The sequence below is a fragment of the Acetobacter zythi genome (assembly GCF_963921165.1).
GTDB lineage: Bacteria > Pseudomonadota > Alphaproteobacteria > Acetobacterales > Acetobacteraceae > Acetobacter.
This window is the reverse complement of sequence record NZ_CAWUEO010000012.1, coordinates 389091-407098: the sequence shown is the minus strand read 5'-3', so window position 1 is coordinate 407098 and position 18008 is coordinate 389091. Positions and strand designations below refer to the sequence as shown.

The window sequence follows — 18008 nt, the reverse complement described above, 5'->3', positions numbered from 1 at the left end:
ACCTCAATTATGCAAAAATGCCTTAATGGGCAGCTTTTTGCAGCTTGGTGCCACCGGCCTTGAGTGCGGTTGTCAGTTGGGTAAAGTTCGCACCTATGCGCTGCTGCACGGCGGTGCTGCCGTTGTGAATATAGGCAATTTTGTCCCGCGCATCGTTGCTGATCGCGGTTTCTTCCTTCACTGCCGTTTTGGAAACACAGGCATTGTAGGTGCGGGCGGCTTTTTCGTAAGCGCTCACCTTATCCACGCTGGCATTGTATTTTTCCACGCTGGACACATCAACCACAGGCGCATCCGGTTCCACACCACAGGTGGATGGCACCCAGACCCGCTCCGCCGCATGGGCGGGAGCACACGCAACCATAGCCACCAGCCCCCCAATGGACGCCAGCAAAAAACCTTTCTGCAACATTGCCAAAATACCCTTATTGTCCAGACAGCGGACCATAGCTGGCTGGCCTGCTCCACCCGAGCAGACCCCATTGCACAGCAACGGCCCATCTTCTGGCATACGCGGTGCAAATGTCCATATCCGCTCAACTTGGAAAAGACACAAAGAGACAGTATAGCCTGATCATATGCGCATTCTTTTTATTACGGCCACCCGCCTTGGGGATGCGGTAATTTCCACCGGCATTCTCAACACGCTTATCCGCCAATGGCCCAATGCGCGCATAACAGTAGCCTGCGGGCCTGTAGCCGCCGGACTGTTCAGCCACATGCCCGGACTCGAACGGGTTCTGGTCATGCGCAAACGCCCCTATGACCTGCACTGGCTGGACCTGTGGAAAACCTGCGCCCCCACAAAGTGGGACATGACCGTGGACCTGCGCGGTTCGGTCATAAGTTTTGCCCTGCGTTCGGGGCGGCGGCTGGTCATGCGTGGTGGGCGCAGGCCCGGCAGGCGGGTTGGTCATCTGGGCGCTTTGCTTGGCCTGACCCCGCCCCCACACCCTACGGTCTGGCTGAACGAGGCGGACCGGCAGACTGCGGCAAAGAGTATTCCCCCCTCATCCCCCACCGCACCGGTTATTGCCCTTGGTCCTACGGCCAACTGGGTGGGCAAAATCTGGCCCACAGCCAACTACCTGCCTTTGTGGCAGCAGCTTGCCGCCACCTACCCCCATGCCCGACCCGCCATTTTTTACGGCCCCGGCGCGCAGGAGGCCGAACTGGCCCACCCGGTATTGCGCGCCCTCCCCAACGCCATAGACGCAGGCGGGCGCTTTGCCCTGACTGAAACCGCCGCCATGCTGGCCCGTTGTGCCCTTTATATCGGCAACGATTCCGGCCTCATGCATCTGGCGGCAGCGGCGGGCACCCCTACGCTGGGGCTGTTTGGTCCCTCGCGCGCATCCGAATACGCACCAACGGGTGCTGTCACACAATGGGTGGAAGCTCCGGGGCCGGAGGGGCACGCCCCCATTGCCGGGTTAAGTGTTGAGCGCGTGGCCAGCGCCGCTCTGGCGCTCCTGCACCAGACCCAGACGTGAACATGCCCTCTGGCACCAGAGCATATCCGGGACTAGGGTTAGACGACAGGCCTGTCCTTGCAGTAGGGAAGAACATACCATGCCATTGCCAGCCCCATCCCATATGACCCGGCTTGAGGGCCGCTGCGTTATCAAACTCTCCGGTGCGGACCGTGTGCGGTTTTTGCAAGGGCTGGTCACAGCGGATATTGCGGCCCTGCAACCTGCGCAGGCGGCATGGGCTGCGTGCCTGACCCCACAAGGCCGCTGGCAGGCTGATTTTTTTGCCATACCCGACCCGGACGACACCTGCCTGCTGCTGGACTGCGCCAGCGAACAGGCCGAGGCCCTGCGCACACAGCTTATGCGCTTCCGCCTCCGTTCGGATGTGCAGATGGAGCTAACAGCGCTCCCCGTTTATGCCGCATGGGGTAACCGGCCCGACGCCGCCCTGCTGGAAAACGCAATCAGTGTAGCAGACCCCAGACTCCCCAATGCGGGCTGGCGGCTGATAGACCCGCCCGCCCATACCGAGCAGACCGCCACACAACTGGACTACGACCTGCACCGTCTGGCCCTTGGCCTGCCCGATGGCGTACAGGACTGCGAACCCGGCCGCACACTGGCGGCAGAAGCCAACATGGATCTGCTGGGCGGCATTGCATGGAAAAAAGGATGCTACATGGGGCAGGAAATAACGGCCCGCATGCACTACCGCACCCTGCTCAAACGCCGCCTTGTCCCCATTGCCGCCACAGCGCCCCTGCCCGCACCGGGCACGCCAATCCTGCATAAGGGGCAGGAGGTGGGCACCCTGCGCTCCTCGCGCGATCATATCGGGCTAGCGCTGCTCAAGGTGGACATGGCCGACAAACCCCTGACCTGCCTTGACCATAACGTGGTTGCCCGCCCCCCCGCGTGGCTGCTACCAGCCCTTGGCACACCACCAGACCCCTCCGCCACCACACCGGACACACCATGACCTACACCGCCCCCGACGCCACAGTGCTTGATGCCATGTTGAGCACGGTCAAATACGATGCATCCGGCCTGATTGCCGCCATTGCCCAGCAGCATGACACAGGCGAAGTGCTGATGATTGCATGGATGACCGCCGAAGCCCTGCGGGAAACACTGCTTACCGGGCGGGTCTGTTACTACTCCCGCAGCCGCAAAAAGCTGTGGCGTAAGGGGGAAACCTCCGGTCAGGTCCAGCACCTGCACGAAGCACGGCTGGACTGTGATGCAGACGCCGTTCTGCTGCTGGTCAACCAGATTGGCGTTGCCTGCCACACGGGCCGCAGAAGCTGCTTTTACCGCGCCTTCACCCCCACCGGGCTGGTGGAACTGACCAAGCCCGAAATTGACCCTGCCGAGCTTTACCACACGCCCGGCCACACCCACGCCTGAGGGGCAGGCTTACACCCGCCCCTTTGCTGCCAGCAGGTCCAGCACGGCAGATGCCGCCGCATCTGCTGGCAAAACACCCCCCGGCCCTTCCAGCCCGTGCAGAACTGCGGCAAAGGCGGCCTTCTGGGCCTGCGCGGCCGCCGGGTCTTCAAACAGTTTGCGCACTGCACGCGCCAGCACGTCTGGGGCGCAGTTTTCCTGTAGCAGTTCTGGCACAACCTCCCGCCCGGCTAACAGATTGACCATGGCCACATGGGGAACGCGGATCAGCCTGCGCGCCATAAAGGCGGTCAGGGGGTTAACCCGGTAGGTCACAGCCATGGGCACACCCGCAAGAGCCAGCTCCAGGGTGGATGTCCCAGATTTGGTCAATGCAGCCCCGGCTGCGGCAAAGGCATCGTGCTTGTCGTGCACATCTGTCACCACAATCGGGCGGATCGGCCAGTTCCCAACCGCCTGCTCCACCGTGGCCGCCACTATGGGAGAGACAGGCACAACCGGCACCACATCGGGCATGCGGGTACGGAGCAGGGCCAGCATCTGCCCAAAAACCGGCAGCAGGCGTGGCACCTCCGAGCGGCGGCTACCGGGCATAAGCACAAGCACCCGCGCGTTCTCCGCCAGCCCGTGCTGTGCTCTAAATCGCGCGGCGTTCCCATCCTGCGCGCCGGATTGCAGGACCGGGTGGCCCACAAAACGGGTTTTTAATCCATGCCTGCCAAAAAACTCTTCCTCAAACGGTAGCAGGCACAGCAGCTCGTCCCATAAGCCGGGGAATTTGCGCACCCTTTTCTGCCGCCATGCCCATACTTGCGGGGCCACATAATGCATGCGCAAAATGCCCAGCCCCGCAATCCGCCGCAGCAGGCGCAGGGCAAAGCCGGGGCTGTCTATGGTAATGACCAGATCGGGTTTTTGGGCGCTAATATCCTCCACCGCCTGATTAAGCCTGCGCGAAAGCTGGCGCACACGCGGCAGAATTTCCACCAGCCCCATGACCGCCAGATCCCGCATGGGAAAAAGGCTGACAAACCCCTCCGCCGCCATGCGCGCGCCCCCCACTCCGGCAAAGCGCATATGGGGGTTGCGCGCACGCAAGGCGTGTATCAACCGCGCGCCCAGCACATCTCCGCTCGCTTCTCCGGCCAGTATCCATACAAGGGGCGTGGAAGAGGAAAGACCGACCATATTCATGCACCTAGAACGCAACCTGAGCCTGCTACCATTCCGGCCAGACAGGAGATGCGCAAGCCGTGAGCGGAAAGAAAAACCTTTCCGCCCATAAAAAGTCCGGTTTATGCCTGTTGGCACCGAACGACCAACCCCTAGCATACAGGATATTTTCTGCCTCGTGAGTGTTCAGCAGTATATGCGTGAATGGACGGAACAACCCGTCCGTAACGTTCTGGCCGGTATGGTCGGCACCTTTGCCCTTATTCCCGAAGTTATCGCGTTTTCGTACGTGGCGGGGGTTGCGCCGGAGGTGGGGCTTTTTGCCTCGTTTGTTATCAGCATTGCCATTGCCATAACGGGGGGCAGACCGGGCATGATCTCGGGTGCTGCGGGGTCTGTTGCATTGGTTGCGGCGGATCTGGTGCATGGGCATGGGCTGCAATACCTGCTGCTGGCCACCCTGCTGGCGGGGGCTTTTCAGGTCCTGTTCGGGCTGCTGCGGCTGCAAAGCATGATGCGCTTTGTCTCGCGCGAGGTGGCGACGGGCTTTGTTAATGCATTGGCTATTCTTATCTTTTCCGCCCAGATCCCGCAGATGTTGCATGTAACGTGGCACACCTACGCCCTGATCGCCCTTGGGCTGGCCATTGTGTACCTGCTGCCACGGCTGAGCACGGCCGTGCCCTCCCCCCTTATCTGCATTCTGGTGCTGACCGGGGTCAGCCTTGCTGTGCCCATGCCCATTCATGTTGTGGCCGACCTTGGGGCACTCCCCACCGGCCTCCCCCACCTGACCGTGCCGCATGTTCCCTTTACGTGGGCGACATGCCAGATCGTGCTCCCCTATGCCTTTGCCATGGCCATGGTTGGCCTGCTGGAATCGCTCATGACCGCAACGGTGGTGGATGAACTGACCGACACCCATTCCAGCAAACGTATGGAATGTACGGGGCTTGGCATTTCCAACATTTTTGTCGGTCTGTTCGGGGGCATGGCCGGGTGCGGGATGATCGGCCAGACCGTGGGCAACCTGCGCTATGGTGGGCGGGGCCGCCTGTCCACCTTTACGGCGGGGGCTTTTCTGCTGCTGCTTCTGGTGGCCATGCACAGATTTGTTGCACAGGTGCCCGTGGCGGCACTGGTGGCAATTATGATCATGGTGTCCATCAGCACGTTTTCGTGGTCATCCCTGCGCGAACTGGTGGCCCACCCCAAGCTGTCCTCCACGGTCATGCTGGCGACCGTTGTGGTGGTTGTGTTCACGCACGATCTGGCAGCCGGTGTTGCCTGCGGTGTGCTGCTGAACGGACTATTCTTCTCGTTTCAGGTCATGAAGCTGGTGCAGGTGAGCATACAGGACAGCCCCGATGGCAAAACCCGCACCTACGGCGTGCATGGCCAGCTCTTTTTTGCCTCAACCAGTGTGCTGACCGATGCAGTGGATTTTCAAGGCACAGCCACACACGTGGTAATCGATCTGGCCGACGCCCATCTATGGGACATAAGTGCGGCCGACACGCTGGAAAAAACCGCAACACGGCTGGAAGGACGGGGCAAAACCGTAACCATTATCCATGCCGATGCACGTGCGGCCAAATTACTGGCAACACTGGGGCACCCCAACCTGCTGGCCTGAACGCAGCACCCGGGCCTACGCCTTGTAACCAGCAAACCTGCCGCCCCCACCCTAGCCCGGTGTCGGGCGGTTTTTTTGTGTTTTGGGCACAAGGCGCGTAGCCAGCACCGCCGCCGCTATGGCCGCGTAAATAAATGGCTCAACATGCCAGACCTTAAAGGCAAGACTGTAGTGCACGCAGGCCAGCACCATGGCCACGTAAACCGTTTTGTGCAGCGGCGCCCACCGCTTGCCCAACCGCATAATGGACTTGCGTGTGGACGTAGCAGCCAGAACACACAGAATAACAAAAGCCAGCAGACCAAAAATCAGGAATGGCCGGGTAGAGAAATCCCCCCATATGCGGGCCAGATCCAACTCGCGCGCCCATGTCAGATACAGGGTGATATGCAGGGCCGCGTAGGTAAAAGCCAGCAGCCCCAGAGGACGGCGGTAGAGAATAAGGTTAACCCCCGCAAACCGTCGCAATGGCGTGACCATAAGCGAGACCAGCAAAAACCGGAACGCATAGCGCCCAAAATCATGCAGGCATTCGCGGTAGGGTTTTGGCCCCAGCCAGCCCATCCACCCTTCCACCAGATCAAACACGGCAGGCAGCAGGAACACCGCGTAAAGGAGAACCTGCCGCGCCAGTGGCGACAGATTTTTGCGCCGTGCGCGACCGGCAACTGGTGGAGCCATGCTCTGCCCTTTTCCTGACGAATGCCCAACCTTGCCATGCAGCGTGGCCATACCACGCGCCTTAACCTTGGAAGGACTTTGTGCGTTATGTCCATAATACGCGAAAACAGGCAGGAGTCTCTGATATCATGAGCACAGCAAAGACAATCGGTTTTATCGGGTTTGGCGCCATGGCCAGCCGCATGGCCATCAACCTGAAAAAAGCAGGGTTTGCCGCCGTGGCCTACACGCCCTCGGGCAAGGGAGGGGATGAGAACACCGCCTTCCTGCCCTCCCCTTCAGACGTAGCCAAAACAGCCGATATTGTGCTCGTATGCGTACCGGATGATGAAGCCCTTGCCGCCAGCATGTATGGCCCACAGGGCGCACTTGCAGGCATGCCAGAAGGCGGGCTGCTGCTGAACACAAGCTCCATCTCCCCCGAAGCCGCACAGGAACTGCTGGATGCGGGGCAGAAACTCAAGGTCAGCGTTGTGGACTGCCCGGTCTCTGGCAGCACGCCAGAAGCCGACAGCGCCAGTCTGGTCGTGCTGGCCGGTGGGAGTGATGAGGAACTGGCCCGTGCCAAACCGGTGTTTGACGCCATTGGCCGCCTGACCATCCATGCCGGTCCTGCGGGCAGTGGTGCGCGGCTTAAACTGGTTATCAACGGCATTATGGGGGCCGGGCTGGCCGCTGTGGCCGAGGGCATTGCCTATGGTCTGGCCGCGGGGCTTGACCGCTCCATGCTGTTTGATGCGCTGGATAACATGGCCGTGATTTCCCCCCACCACAAACGCAAGATCAAAATGGCCAAGGAAGGGGATTTTTCACCCCAGTTCCCCACCCGGCTGATGCAAAAGGACATGCGTCTGCTGCTGGATGCCTGCGCCCGTCTGGCCGTGCCCGTGCCCACCATGGCGGCTGTCACGCAGGAACTCTCCCTCACCCGCCGCGCGGCGGCAGATGCGGACTACTCGGCCCTGATCGGGGTTTTGGAAAACATTGTTGCCAACGACCCGTAAGCCTACCCCCGCTCAAACCCACGCAGGGCCTTAACGCCCTGCCACATCAGGGCCAGCCTGTCCCCCAGCCCACGGGGGCGCGCGGCCTGTGCGGTGCTGCGCGCAAGGTCCCGCCGGGCCAGCACCGCAGGCAGGGCGGCAAGGTGGGCGGGTCTGGGCAGTTTGGGCCAGTCCAGCATGTCCAGCCATGCCTGCCCCTGTAACCTGAGGGCATCCGTGCCCAAGGGGCAAACAAACCGCCCCGACTGCTGGAGCGCGGGCCAGTGCCGCAGCATGGCCCCGGCCCCATAGGCCATGCCACAGGCCTCCAGCCGTAGCAAAAGCCCTTCATCCTCCAACCCAAGCAGTTCGCCCACCGCGCGTTGCAGCGCACCGGGTCCATCTCGCATCATCCCCTCCCACACCGGCATCTCATGCGGGGCGTTCAGTTCCATCTCGCAAGAGTGAACAAGGCGGAGCAGCGTGGCCTGCCGGACCTGCTGGCGCTCCACCAGACCCAGCACAAAGGGGGCAATGCTGTGTTCGGGCGGGCGGGTTTTTTCCAGCACCTCGCGCCACCATTGCAGGCGGATCAGCCCGGCCATTGGCCCCGCAACAGCCGCAGAGCGGGCCGGGGCCAGCGCGCGAATCAGCTCGTTATGGAACGCCAGCAGCACCAGCCCCCCCGGCTGTACGGACATGGGCAAAAAACGCGTACACAGCAGCCTGTCCGCATCCCCTGCCGCAAGCCCTGTTAAGGCCTGCATATCGCTGTGTTCTGGAGGGGTGTTCATGGCTGTATCCTGCTTCTCAAGTCCGGAGGCATGTTGCACATTCGTGCTGTTTCATGCGTAATGCACATATAGCTTTCCTTACGGACTGCCGCGCCACCCCACCCCCACCAGCAGGGCAAGTTTCCGTGAGCAAGGGAAAAGAGACAGCGGCCCCACCTGCTGGCTCTGTGCCATATGGCACGCCCATAGCTCTGGACAGGCGCGTTTTTGACACGCCCTGCTATTATATGACGGAGTTATGTCATGGCTTTTGAACTGCCAACCCTCCCCTACGCCCCCAACGCCCTTGCCGCCCGTGGCATGTGCCAGGAAACGCTTGAGTTCCACCACGGCAAGCACCATCAGGCCTACGTCAACACCCTGAACACGCTACTTGAAGGCAAGCCCGACCTTGCTGGCAAGTCTTTGGAAGAGATCATTCTTGCAGCCCACGGCAAGGCAGATCTGACCGGCCTGTTCAACAATGCTGGCCAGCATTGGAACCACTCCTTTTTCTGGAACAGCCTGTCCACCTCCGGTGGGGCCATGCCCGAAAAGCTGGGGGCCAAAATTGCCGCTGACTTTGGCAGCGTCGACACCTTCAAGGACGAATTCCGCAAAGCCGCCATCTCCCAGTTCGGGTCTGGCTGGGCATGGCTGGTGCTGGGCAAGGATGGCAAGCTGGCCATTACCAAAACCCCCAACGGCACCAACCCGCTGGCCGAAGGTCAGGGCACGGCCCTGCTGACGGCGGACGTTTGGGAACACTCCTACTATCTGGACTTCCGCAACCGCCGCCCCGATTACATCACCAACTTCCTGGACAAGCTGGCAAACTACGAATTTGCCGAAGCCCAGCTGAACGCGGCCTGAGTGTAAGCCCCAGCCCCTTATCCGGTCTGGTGCAAAAAAGGCGGGGTCCCTTTGGGGCTTCGCCTTTTTTCATATCGGCCATTCCATGCAGTGTGCGGCTTATGCACACAGCCCCCTTGATTGTCCTGTGCGCGCTTCCAATCTTAGAACTGTCAACACGGCAGACCATGCCCTTTGTTGCCGCAAAGCGGGACCGGGCAAGGCCTTCAGTCGCCTAAGATTAAAGGGACAAGAGGGATATTATGGATATTGCAAAATTTACCGAACGCTCGCGCGGTTTTCTGCAGGCAGCACAAACCATTGCACTGCGTGACTTTAACCAGCAGCTTACGCCCGAACACCTGCTTAAAGCCATGCTGGACGATGAGGAAGGCGCTGCATCGGCCCTGATCCGCGCCGCTGGTGGCAGCCCTGAAGGGGCGCGGGCCGCCAACGAACAGGCTCTGGCCAAACTGCCCAAAGTACAGGGCGGTGGCGCAGGCCAACCCGCAGCCACCCCCGATCTGGTGCGCGCACTGGATTCCGCCGAACAGATTGCCCAAAAAGCAGGCGATAGCTTTGTGGCGCAGGACCGCCTGCTGGTGGCCCTTGCCGCAACAGACAGCCCGGCCGGGCAGGCGCTCAAAAACAACGGCGCGACCCCCGATGCGCTGGAAAAAGCCATAGCCACCATCCGCAAGGGACGCACCGTGACCAGCGAAAACGCTGAAGCCAATTTTGACGCGCTCAAAAAATATTCGCGCGACGTGACCGAAGTTGCCCAGCAGGGCAAGCTGGACCCGGTTATTGGCCGGGATGAGGAAATCCGCCGCGCCATTCAGGTTCTGGCCCGCCGCAGCAAAAACAACCCGGTGCTGATTGGCGAACCCGGCGTGGGCAAGACCGCTATTGTGGAAGGTCTGGCCCAACGCATTGTTAACGGCGATGTGCCTGAGGCGCTGAAGAACAAAAAACTCCTCTCGCTCGACATGGGCGCACTGGTTGCGGGTGCCAAATACCGTGGTGAGTTTGAAGAACGCCTGAAAGCCGTGCTCAAGGAAATTGAGTCCGCCGAAGGGCAGGTCATCCTGTTTATTGATGAAATGCACACTCTGGTTGGCGCAGGCCGGACCGATGGCGCCATGGATGCCTCCAACCTGATCAAGCCCGAACTGGCCCGTGGCACGCTGCACTGCATTGGTGCAACCACGCTGGACGAGTACCGCAAGTATATTGAAAAAGACGCAGCCCTCGCCCGCCGCTTCCAGCCCGTTTACGTGGGCGAACCTTCGGTGCCCGATACCATTTCCATCCTGCGTGGGATCAAGGAAAAATACGAACTCCACCACGGCGTGCGTATTACCGACAACGCATTGGTGGCAGCGGCCACCCTGTCCAACCGTTACATCACGGACCGCTTCCTGCCCGACAAGGCAATCGATCTGATAGACGAGGCCGCAAGCCGCCTGCGTATGCAGATTGACAGCAAACCCGAAGAACTGGACGAACTGGACCGCCGGATTATCCAGCTCAAGATCGAGCGGGAAGCCCTGCGTAAGGAAGACGACACGGCCAGCAAGGACCGGCTGGAATCGGTTGAGGTCGAACTGGCTGATCTGGAGGAAAAATCCAACACACTCAGCGCCACATGGCACGCGGAAAAAGACCGTGTGAACGCGGTGCAGAAGTTGCAGGAACAGCTTGATCAGGCCCGTTCCGATGTGGAAGTGGCCCAGCGCAAGGGCGACCTGCAACGTGCATCCGAGCTGATGTATGGTGTTATTCCCAACCTGCAAAGCCAGATTGCCAGCGCACAGCAGACGGAAGAGGAAGAAGCCAAAAGCGCCAACCTTGTTTCCGAAGCCGTAACCGATCAGGGCATTGCCTCGGTCGTGTCCCGCTGGACGGGTGTGCCTGTGGACCGGATGCTGGAGGGCGAACGCGCCAAACTCCTGCGTATGGAAGATGAACTGCGCAAATCCGTTGTGGGGCAGGAACCCGCGTTGCGTGCCGTGGCCAACGCCGTGCGCCGTGCCCGTGCAGGCCTGCAGGACCCCAACCGCCCAATTGGCTCGTTCCTGTTCCTCGGCCCGACGGGGGTTGGCAAAACGGAACTGACCAAAGCGCTGGCCCGCTTTTTGTTTGATGATGACAAGGCCCTGCTCCGCATTGACATGAGCGAGTTCATGGAAAAGCACGCAGTTGCCCGTCTGATAGGCGCGCCTCCGGGTTACGTAGGGTATGAGGAAGGGGGTGTGCTGACCGAAGCCGTACGCCGCCGCCCCTATCAGGTCATTCTGTTTGACGAGGTGGAAAAGGCGCATGAGGATGTGTTCAACATCCTGTTGCAGGTGCTTGATGATGGTCGCCTGACCGATGGTCAGGGCCGCACGGTGGACTTCCGCAATACGCTTATCATCCTGACCAGCAACCTTGGTTCGGAATATCTGGCTAACCAGCCCGATGGCGATACACCCGCCATGGTGCAGGCACAGGTCATGAAGGTGGTACGTGAACACTTCCGCCCCGAGTTCCTGAACAGGCTGGATGAAGTTATCCTTTTCTCGCGCCTGCAGCGGGTGGATATGACTAAGATTGTGGATATCCAGATCAGCCGCCTGCAACGGCTGCTTGAGGACCGCAAGATCACCCTGCACCTTGATACTCTGGCCGAAACATGGCTGGCGAATGAAGGATACGACCCGGTCTACGGCGCACGCCCGCTTAAACGGGTTATCCAGCGCAGCCTGCAAAACCCGCTGGCAGGGCAGTTGCTGGAAGGGGCAATCCATGATGGCGAGACCGTTAACATCTCCGCCAATGGTGATGGTCTGCTGATCAATGGCACGGCCGCCGCAGAGCCTGAACCCGCTTACTAAACCGGGCCGCCCGGCCCGTAATGGCACACGAAAAAAACGGGAGGGCACGTGCCTTCCCGTTTTTTATTTTTATGAGGAACACAACCATGTCCGAGCCACAATGGCTTATCTGGGCCAGAGAGGTTCAGGCCATTGCCCAAACCGGGCTGACCTTTGCCAAAGACCCGTTTGACCGCGAACGCTACGAAATGCTGCGCACTCTGGCTGCCAGAGCCATGGCCCATGGCAGTGGTGCCCCCATACAGCAGATTGAAAACCTGTTTGCCCAGCAGGCAGGCTACGCCACCCCCAAGCTGGAAGTCCGCACAGGGGTGTTTGACGCACACAACCGCCTGCTGATGGTGCGCGAATTACTGGACCAGAACCGCTGGACCGTGCCCGGCGGCTGGGCGGATGTAAACCTGACCGCCTCCGAATCTGCGGCCAAGGAAGTGCGGGAAGAAACCGGCTACACGGTACGGATTTCCCGCCTGGCCATGGTGCTGGACCGTGCAAGGCAGGGGCATGAACCACCCGAAGCGTTTTCCATTACCAAGCTGTTTTTTCTGGGGGAACTGACCGGGGGCGCACCGGCGACCAGTCTTGAAACCAGCGAGATCCGCTTTTTTGCCCGTAATGAGATCCCGCATGACCTCTCGACCGGGCGCATCTCACGCCATCAGATCGACCGGCTCTTTGCCCACCATGCCGATCTGGGTCTGATGACGGAATTTGACTGAGCAAAAGCATCACGCCGCAGCGGGCCGCCGGATCACCCGGCCCTGCCCGCCGCGTGAGCAGCCTGCCAGACGACTACACGCCTACTGTTTGGAACGAACCGCCCACCCCAGTCAGGTTTAGGCCATCTGGGGAGTAATGTGTTTGAACTGCCGCTCAAAACGTGCGCGGTCCTCGGCCAGCAGGCGTACGGTTATGTCCGCCTCCTCCTCCCGGTCATGGCGGTCAATCACCTCGCCGTGCTGGTACAACCATGCCAGCGCTGCACCATCGGCCAGTGGCATGGCGTAACGCACCATTTCCATGCCCGATGTAATGCGCTGGTCAATACGGGCCAAAAGCCGGTCCAGCCCATCCCCCGTAATGGCGGAAATGGCGACGTTTTCATCCCCCTGCAAGGCTGCCGCCTGCTCGCCCAGCAGGTCCACTTTGTTCAGCACCTCGATCACGCGGGAAGGCCAGTCCTGCTCCAGCATGTTATCCTTGGCCATGCTTTGCAGCACACCCAGCACGTCCTTTTTCTGGGTTGCGCTGTCGGGGTGGGCAATATCGCGCACATGCAGAATAATATCGGCCTCGGCCACTTCTTCCAATGTTGCCCGGAAGGCTGCGATCAGTTCGGTTGGCAGGTCGGAGATAAAACCCACCGTGTCGGACAGAATGACCTGCCGCCCCGATGGCAGTTCAATGGCGCGCATGGTTGGGTCCAGCGTTGCAAACAACTGGTCCTGCGCATACACGGTAGCCCCCGTCAGGGCATTGAACAGGGTGGATTTGCCCGCGTTGGTGTAGCCAACAAGAGCCACAACGGGGAATGGCACACGTTTGCGCGCCTGCCTGTGCAGCCCGCGTGTGCGGCGCACCTGCTCCAGATCCTTTTTGAGCCTGACAATCCGCTCGCCAATCATGCGGCGGTCGGCTTCGATCTGGGTTTCACCCGGTCCACCCAAAAAGCCAAAACCACCACGCTGGCGCTCCAGATGGGTCCAGAGCCGGACAAGGCGGGAACGCTGGTATTCCAGATGGGCCAGTTCGACCTGCAATGACCCTTCCCGCGTGGCGGCACGGGCGCCAAAAATATCCAGAATAAGCCCGGTACGGTCAATAACCTTGCAGCCGAACTCGGTTTCCAGATTACGCTGCTGGGCGGGGGTTAGTTTGGTGTCCACCACCAGCACGTCAATATTGTCGGCCTTGATGGCAATACGGAGGGAATCGATCTGCCCTTTGCCCAGCAATGTGGCCGAGCGGCGCATACGCAGCAGAAGAACAGCTTTACGAACAATAACCAGACCAATGGAGGCGGTCAGGCCAACGGCTTCTTCCAGTCGGGCCTCCGCGGCCCTTACGTCCTGCCCGTGGGCTGAGCGCTCCCACGGCAGAATAACGGCAGCACGCGTTGCAACCGTTTGTTTTTTCTCAGTAAAACTCGTCGCCAAGAGATGGTTCCTTGTCCGCCTTTGCGCCCGCTCCGGTGGAGTCTGCAATATCTACGGGAATACTGGGCATAACAGTGCTGATGGCATGTTTGTAAATAAGCTGGGTCTGCTCATCACGCCGCAGAAGCACGACCTGATCATCAAACCACGTAATAAAGCCCTGAAGTTTGACACCATTGACCAAAAATACGGTCACGGCCGCCCGGGAACGGCGAATCTGGCCTAAAAATGCGTCCTGCACATTATGTGCACTCTCTTTTTCCACTGTGTGAGACCCTATTCCATTTTCTTTTTTTCTTGGGAGCCAGACCCAACGCTTGCCCTGACTCGCTACAACTCACTGATCAGCCAGTGTTCCGTTCGTCCGATGTTACACCAAGCTGCTTGAGTTTGCGATGCAAAGCGCTGCGCTCCATGCCCACAAACAACGCTGTGCGGCTTATGTTCCCTCCAAATCGTAATAATTGTGCCTGAAGGTACTGGGTCTCGAACAGATCGCGCGCCTCGCGCAGGGGCAGGCTCATAACATCGGTCGAGGCATCGAACTTTAACAGCCCCGGTGCGTTCTCGCCTATGGTGGAGGGCAGCATATCCGCGCGGATCAGGTCCTGGCTGCTGCCCGGCTGCATAATCAGCACCCGTTCCATCAGGTTGCGCAGTTCGCGCACATTGCCCGGCCAGTCATAGGCCTGCAGAACAGCCACGGCATCGGGCGAAAGATCGCGCGAGGGCAGGCCAGCCATTTCCGCCGCGCGATGCAAAAAGAGCGTTGCCAGCCCCGGAATATCGTCCCGCCGCTCCTTAAGGGCGGGCATACGCAACGGCACAACCGCCAGACGGTAATACAGGTCCTCGCGGAAGCGCCCGCCCACAATTTCGGCCTGAAGGTCCCGGTTGGTGGTGGCCAGCACACGCACATCCACCTTAACGCGGGAGCCACCGCCAAGCCGCTCGAACGTCTGGTCCTGTAAGGCGCGTACGATCTTGCCCTGTGTTTCCAGCGGCATGTCCGCCACTTCGTCCAGCAGCAGGGTGCCTCCGTGGGCGCGTTCGAGCACACCGGTGCGGCGGCCTACACCATCCATCCCACCTTCCAGCCCGAACAGTTCCTCCTCAAAGCGACCGGGGGCGAGTGTGGCGCAGTTAAGGGCCACAAATGGTCCATCCGTCCGGCGGGAGCGGGCATGGATCATACGGGCGGCCACCTCCTTACCCGAACCCGGCCCACCACTAATGAGCACGCGCGAGCCGGTAGGAGCCACTTTTTCAATCTGGTTGCGAATGGCCACAATCTGCGCGCTGTTGCCATACAGCTCCGCATCCTGCCCGGCCCGCAGGCGCAGTTCCTCATTTTCACGCGCAAGGCGGGATGCCTCCAGCGCGCGCCGGACAATGACCAGTAGGCGGTCTGCCTGAAACGGTTTTTCTATAAAGTCGTAGGCGCCATGCTGGAGAGCGGCCACTGCGGTTTCGATCGTACCGTGGCCGGAAATCATGACCACGGGCACGGAGGCTTCCTCCGCCTTCATGGTTTGCAGGATTTCCAGCCCGTCCATATCCGAACCTTGCAGCCATACGTCCAAAATGACCAATGACGGCCTGCGGACCCGGAAGGCCGCCAAAGCGGCCTCGGAACTGGAGGCCACGCGGGCCTCATACCCCTCATCACACAGAATGCCTTCTATCAGCATCCGAATGTCGGGTTCGTCATCAACGATCAGGATTTCATGCGCCATGGTCGTCTTTCACCGGCAAAACCAGAGTAGCCACAGTTCCCCTCTCTCCTGCTCTGTCTTCCAGACGGACCGTGCCACCATGATCTTCCATGATTTTTTTCACAATAGCCAATCCCAGCCCCGTTCCTTTGGCTTTGTGCGTGACGTAAGGTTCGGTCAGGCGGTTTCTGTCATCCTTGGGAAGACCCACCCCATTATCGGCCACGACAATAGCAATGTTTTCCCCCTCCTGCGCAATACGCACCCATACTTCTCCTTTAGGCTGGGCCTCCTGTTCGGGGGCGTCTGCCTGTCTGGGAGCCATGGCAATGGCGTCCGCCGCGTTTTGCAGCAGATTGATCAAGGCCTGACTGATAAGCCGCCGGTCACACCTGCCCCGCGGCCCATGATCTGGCAGATCAAGGTGGTACAAAATCTCATGATGCGCGTTACGTTGCAGGATGAGCACCTCCTGCGCAATACGGGAAAGGTTCTCATCCTTCATAATTGGCTGCGGCATACGCGCAAAAGCCGAAAATTCGTCCACCATGCGCCCGATATCGCCAACCTGACGGACAATTGTATCCGCGCACTGGGCAAATGTATCCGGGTCGGAGGTGATCTCCTTCAGAAAACGGCGTTTGAGCCGCTCTGCCGCAAGCTGGATGGGGGTGAGCGGATTCTTGATCTCGTGCGCAATGCGCCGGGCCACATCCGCCCATGCCGCCTTGCGCTGGGCCTGCTGCAGGGCGGTAATGTCATCAAACGTCATGACGTACCCTTCGGTCACGGTGCCGCGCAGTTCCGCCCCCACACGCACCAGCAGGGTGCGCTGGCTGGTGGCAAGGCCGATCTGGATTTCCCGCGTGAACACGGTTTCGGGCGAGCGGGTAATTTCCTCCAGCAGTCCGGCAAATTCGGGTACGCGGGTAGCCAGTGACTCGCCTATGGCATCGGCCAGATTAGTCTGGAGCAGCACACTGGCCGCACGGTTTGGCAGTTCAATCCGCTGCTCCACATCCAGCCCGATCACCCCGGCGGACACGCCAGACAGAACGGCCTCGGTAAAGCGCCTGCGTTCATTGATCTGCCCGTAGGCCACCATCAGTTCCGAACGCTGGCTGTCCAGTTCCTCCGTCATGCGGTTAAAGGCGCGGGACAGGCTGGCGACCTCGTCATCCCGATCGGTTTCGGGCACATGCACGCGCAGATCACCCTCACTCACCCTGCGTGCGGCCATGCTCAGCAGGCCAAGGGGGCGGGCAATCTGGTTGGCCAGCGCAAAGCCGATCAGGGCGGCCACGGCCAGCACCAGCAGGGCCACCAGCACAAAGATCATAACAAAGGTAAGCTGGATTTTGGCCTTGTTGCTATTGAGGTGTTTGTAATCGGCCACCACGTTTTCCGTCCTGTGCATGTGCTCCAGAATGGACGGGTCAACCAGACGGGTAATCACCAGCATGAGCGTGGGCGTTTGCGACAGTTCCACAACCGCGCGCACCGTACGCTCATCGGGGGAATCCAGAATAGCCACATCGTTCGAGCGCGCCATGAGCGTTGCCGCAGGCGGGGGCAAGTCCTGCAAGTAGCCTGTGCGGCTCATCAGCCCACCCGCCGCCACAACGCGGTTGGTAATGGGGTCGTACACAAGGGCTTCGGTCAGCCCACGCATGGTGGCCTGACTATCCAGCATCTGGGACAGGGCGTCATGGTCCTGCAGCAGTTCCATGCCGCTGGCGGCCAGTTCGTTCTGTGCGCTCATGATATAATTGGACATGGAGAACGCATCGGTGCGGATATTGGCGTTATGTTCCTGCAAATACCCGCGCGAGGCCTGCAAGGCCTCGTTCAGTGCGGTGTTCACCCTATCCGAGAACCAGATCTGAATCCCGTAATGGAAAAACAGGGTGGCAAACACGCCCACCACCACCGTAGGGGCCACCGCAACAATACCAAACAGCGTAACAAGGCGCACATGCAGCCGCGTGCCCGCCAGCCCCTTGCGGTATTCCACTAAAATGGGCCAGCCACGCACCCCCATGGCCAGCAGCAGAAGCAGCAGCACCAGACCGTTTACAAACAGTACCAGCGGTTCGACCACCGCGTAATGCCCAAAGGACATACCGCCCGAAAGCACGACAAATGTTGCAAACACAAGGCACAACGCCAGGGCCACAAGCGTTACGGCAACGCTCCTGCGCTCCAGCGCGCGCAACAGCCATTGCAGGCGCGAACGCGAAAACAGGTGCAAAAAGGAGGCCCGAGGTGCTTTTGTCAT

16 protein-coding genes are annotated in these 18008 nt (G+C 60.3%); 8 read left to right on the top strand and 8 right to left on the bottom strand.

The window, feature by feature from the left end; translation table 11 throughout:
- Positions 1–22 precede the first annotated feature (22 nt).
- Positions 23–412, bottom strand: a complete 390-nt coding sequence (locus AABE20_RS07505) for a hypothetical protein (protein WP_408740802.1) — start codon at positions 410–412, stop codon at positions 23–25.
- A gap of 166 nt (positions 413–578) precedes the next feature.
- Here AABE20_RS07505 and AABE20_RS07500 point away from each other — a divergent pair, with 166 nt between their 5' ends.
- The 3 genes from AABE20_RS07500 (at position 579) to hisI (ending at position 2882) form a co-directional block, all read left to right on the top strand.
- A complete protein-coding gene (locus AABE20_RS07500; RefSeq protein ID WP_338332502.1) occupies positions 579–1493 on the top strand; it encodes a glycosyltransferase family 9 protein in 915 nt (304 codons plus the stop codon).
- Positions 1494–1578: 85 nt separating this feature from the next.
- Positions 1579–2454 carry a CAF17-like 4Fe-4S cluster assembly/insertion protein YgfZ gene (ygfZ, locus tag AABE20_RS07495; RefSeq protein ID WP_338332618.1) on the top strand — a complete coding sequence of 292 codons (876 nt, stop codon included), beginning with the start codon at positions 1579–1581 and terminating at the stop codon, positions 2452–2454.
- Positions 2451–2882: a phosphoribosyl-AMP cyclohydrolase gene (hisI, locus tag AABE20_RS07490; RefSeq protein ID WP_338332501.1), complete on the top strand. Its 432-nt coding sequence runs from the start codon at positions 2451–2453 to the stop codon at positions 2880–2882. Before ygfZ ends, hisI begins: the two co-directional genes overlap by 4 nt.
- A gap of 9 nt (positions 2883–2891) precedes the next feature.
- Here hisI and lpxB read toward each other — a convergent pair whose 3' ends face one another.
- On the bottom strand, positions 2892–4070 hold the full coding sequence (lpxB, locus tag AABE20_RS07485) for a lipid-A-disaccharide synthase (RefSeq protein ID WP_338332500.1): 1179 nt from the start codon (positions 4068–4070) through the stop codon (positions 2892–2894).
- A 181-nt stretch (positions 4071–4251) separates the two neighbouring features.
- On the opposite strand from lpxB, the gene AABE20_RS07480 reads away from it, so the two are divergent.
- Positions 4252–5691 (top strand): SulP family inorganic anion transporter, encoded by a 1440-nt coding sequence (locus AABE20_RS07480; RefSeq protein ID WP_408740800.1) that lies wholly within the window; start codon positions 4252–4254, stop codon positions 5689–5691.
- A 51-nt stretch (positions 5692–5742) separates the two neighbouring features.
- Here the strand turns inward: AABE20_RS07480 and msrQ are convergent, their stop codons facing one another.
- A complete protein-coding gene (msrQ, locus tag AABE20_RS07475) occupies positions 5743–6423 on the bottom strand; it encodes a protein-methionine-sulfoxide reductase heme-binding subunit MsrQ (RefSeq protein WP_408740775.1) in 681 nt (226 codons plus the stop codon).
- A 77-nt stretch (positions 6424–6500) separates the two neighbouring features.
- On the opposite strand from msrQ, the gene AABE20_RS07470 reads away from it, so the two are divergent.
- Positions 6501–7376 (top strand): NAD(P)-dependent oxidoreductase, encoded by an 876-nt coding sequence (locus AABE20_RS07470; RefSeq protein WP_338332498.1) that lies wholly within the window; start codon positions 6501–6503, stop codon positions 7374–7376.
- 2 nt (positions 7377–7378) lie between these two features.
- Here the strand turns inward: AABE20_RS07470 and AABE20_RS07465 are convergent, their stop codons facing one another.
- Positions 7379–8149, bottom strand: a complete 771-nt coding sequence (locus AABE20_RS07465) for a squalene/phytoene synthase family protein (protein ID WP_338332497.1) — start codon at positions 8147–8149, stop codon at positions 7379–7381.
- A gap of 243 nt (positions 8150–8392) precedes the next feature.
- Between AABE20_RS07465 and AABE20_RS07460 the strand changes: the two genes are divergently transcribed.
- The 3 genes from AABE20_RS07460 (at position 8393) to AABE20_RS07450 (ending at position 12578) form a co-directional block, all read left to right on the top strand.
- On the top strand, positions 8393–9001 hold the full coding sequence (locus AABE20_RS07460) for a superoxide dismutase (protein WP_338332496.1): 609 nt from the start codon (positions 8393–8395) through the stop codon (positions 8999–9001).
- A 242-nt stretch (positions 9002–9243) separates the two neighbouring features.
- Complete coding sequence (gene clpB, locus AABE20_RS07455) at positions 9244–11859, top strand: ATP-dependent chaperone ClpB (RefSeq protein ID WP_338332495.1); 2616 nt, start codon at positions 9244–9246, stop codon at positions 11857–11859.
- A gap of 86 nt (positions 11860–11945) precedes the next feature.
- Complete coding sequence (locus AABE20_RS07450) at positions 11946–12578, top strand: NUDIX hydrolase (RefSeq protein WP_338332494.1); 633 nt, start codon at positions 11946–11948, stop codon at positions 12576–12578.
- 117 nt (positions 12579–12695) lie between these two features.
- Here the strand turns inward: AABE20_RS07450 and hflX are convergent, their stop codons facing one another.
- From hflX to AABE20_RS07430, 4 genes are all read right to left on the bottom strand, one after another.
- Positions 12696–14015, bottom strand: coding sequence for a GTPase HflX (gene hflX / locus AABE20_RS07445; protein ID WP_165990749.1), 1320 nt, complete (start codon positions 14013–14015; stop codon positions 12696–12698).
- Entirely contained in the window at positions 13996–14280 is a 285-nt protein-coding gene (hfq, locus tag AABE20_RS07440) for an RNA chaperone Hfq (protein ID WP_059024200.1), read from the bottom strand. The genes hflX and hfq overlap by 20 nt, the downstream gene beginning before the upstream one ends.
- 79 nt (positions 14281–14359) lie before the next feature.
- Positions 14360–15751 carry a nitrogen assimilation response regulator NtrX gene (ntrX, locus tag AABE20_RS07435; protein ID WP_338332493.1) on the bottom strand — a complete coding sequence of 464 codons (1392 nt, stop codon included), beginning with the start codon at positions 15749–15751 and terminating at the stop codon, positions 14360–14362.
- Positions 15741–18008, bottom strand: a complete 2268-nt coding sequence (locus tag AABE20_RS07430; protein WP_338332492.1) for a sensor histidine kinase NtrY-like — start codon at positions 18006–18008, stop codon at positions 15741–15743. The genes ntrX and AABE20_RS07430 overlap by 11 nt, the downstream gene beginning before the upstream one ends.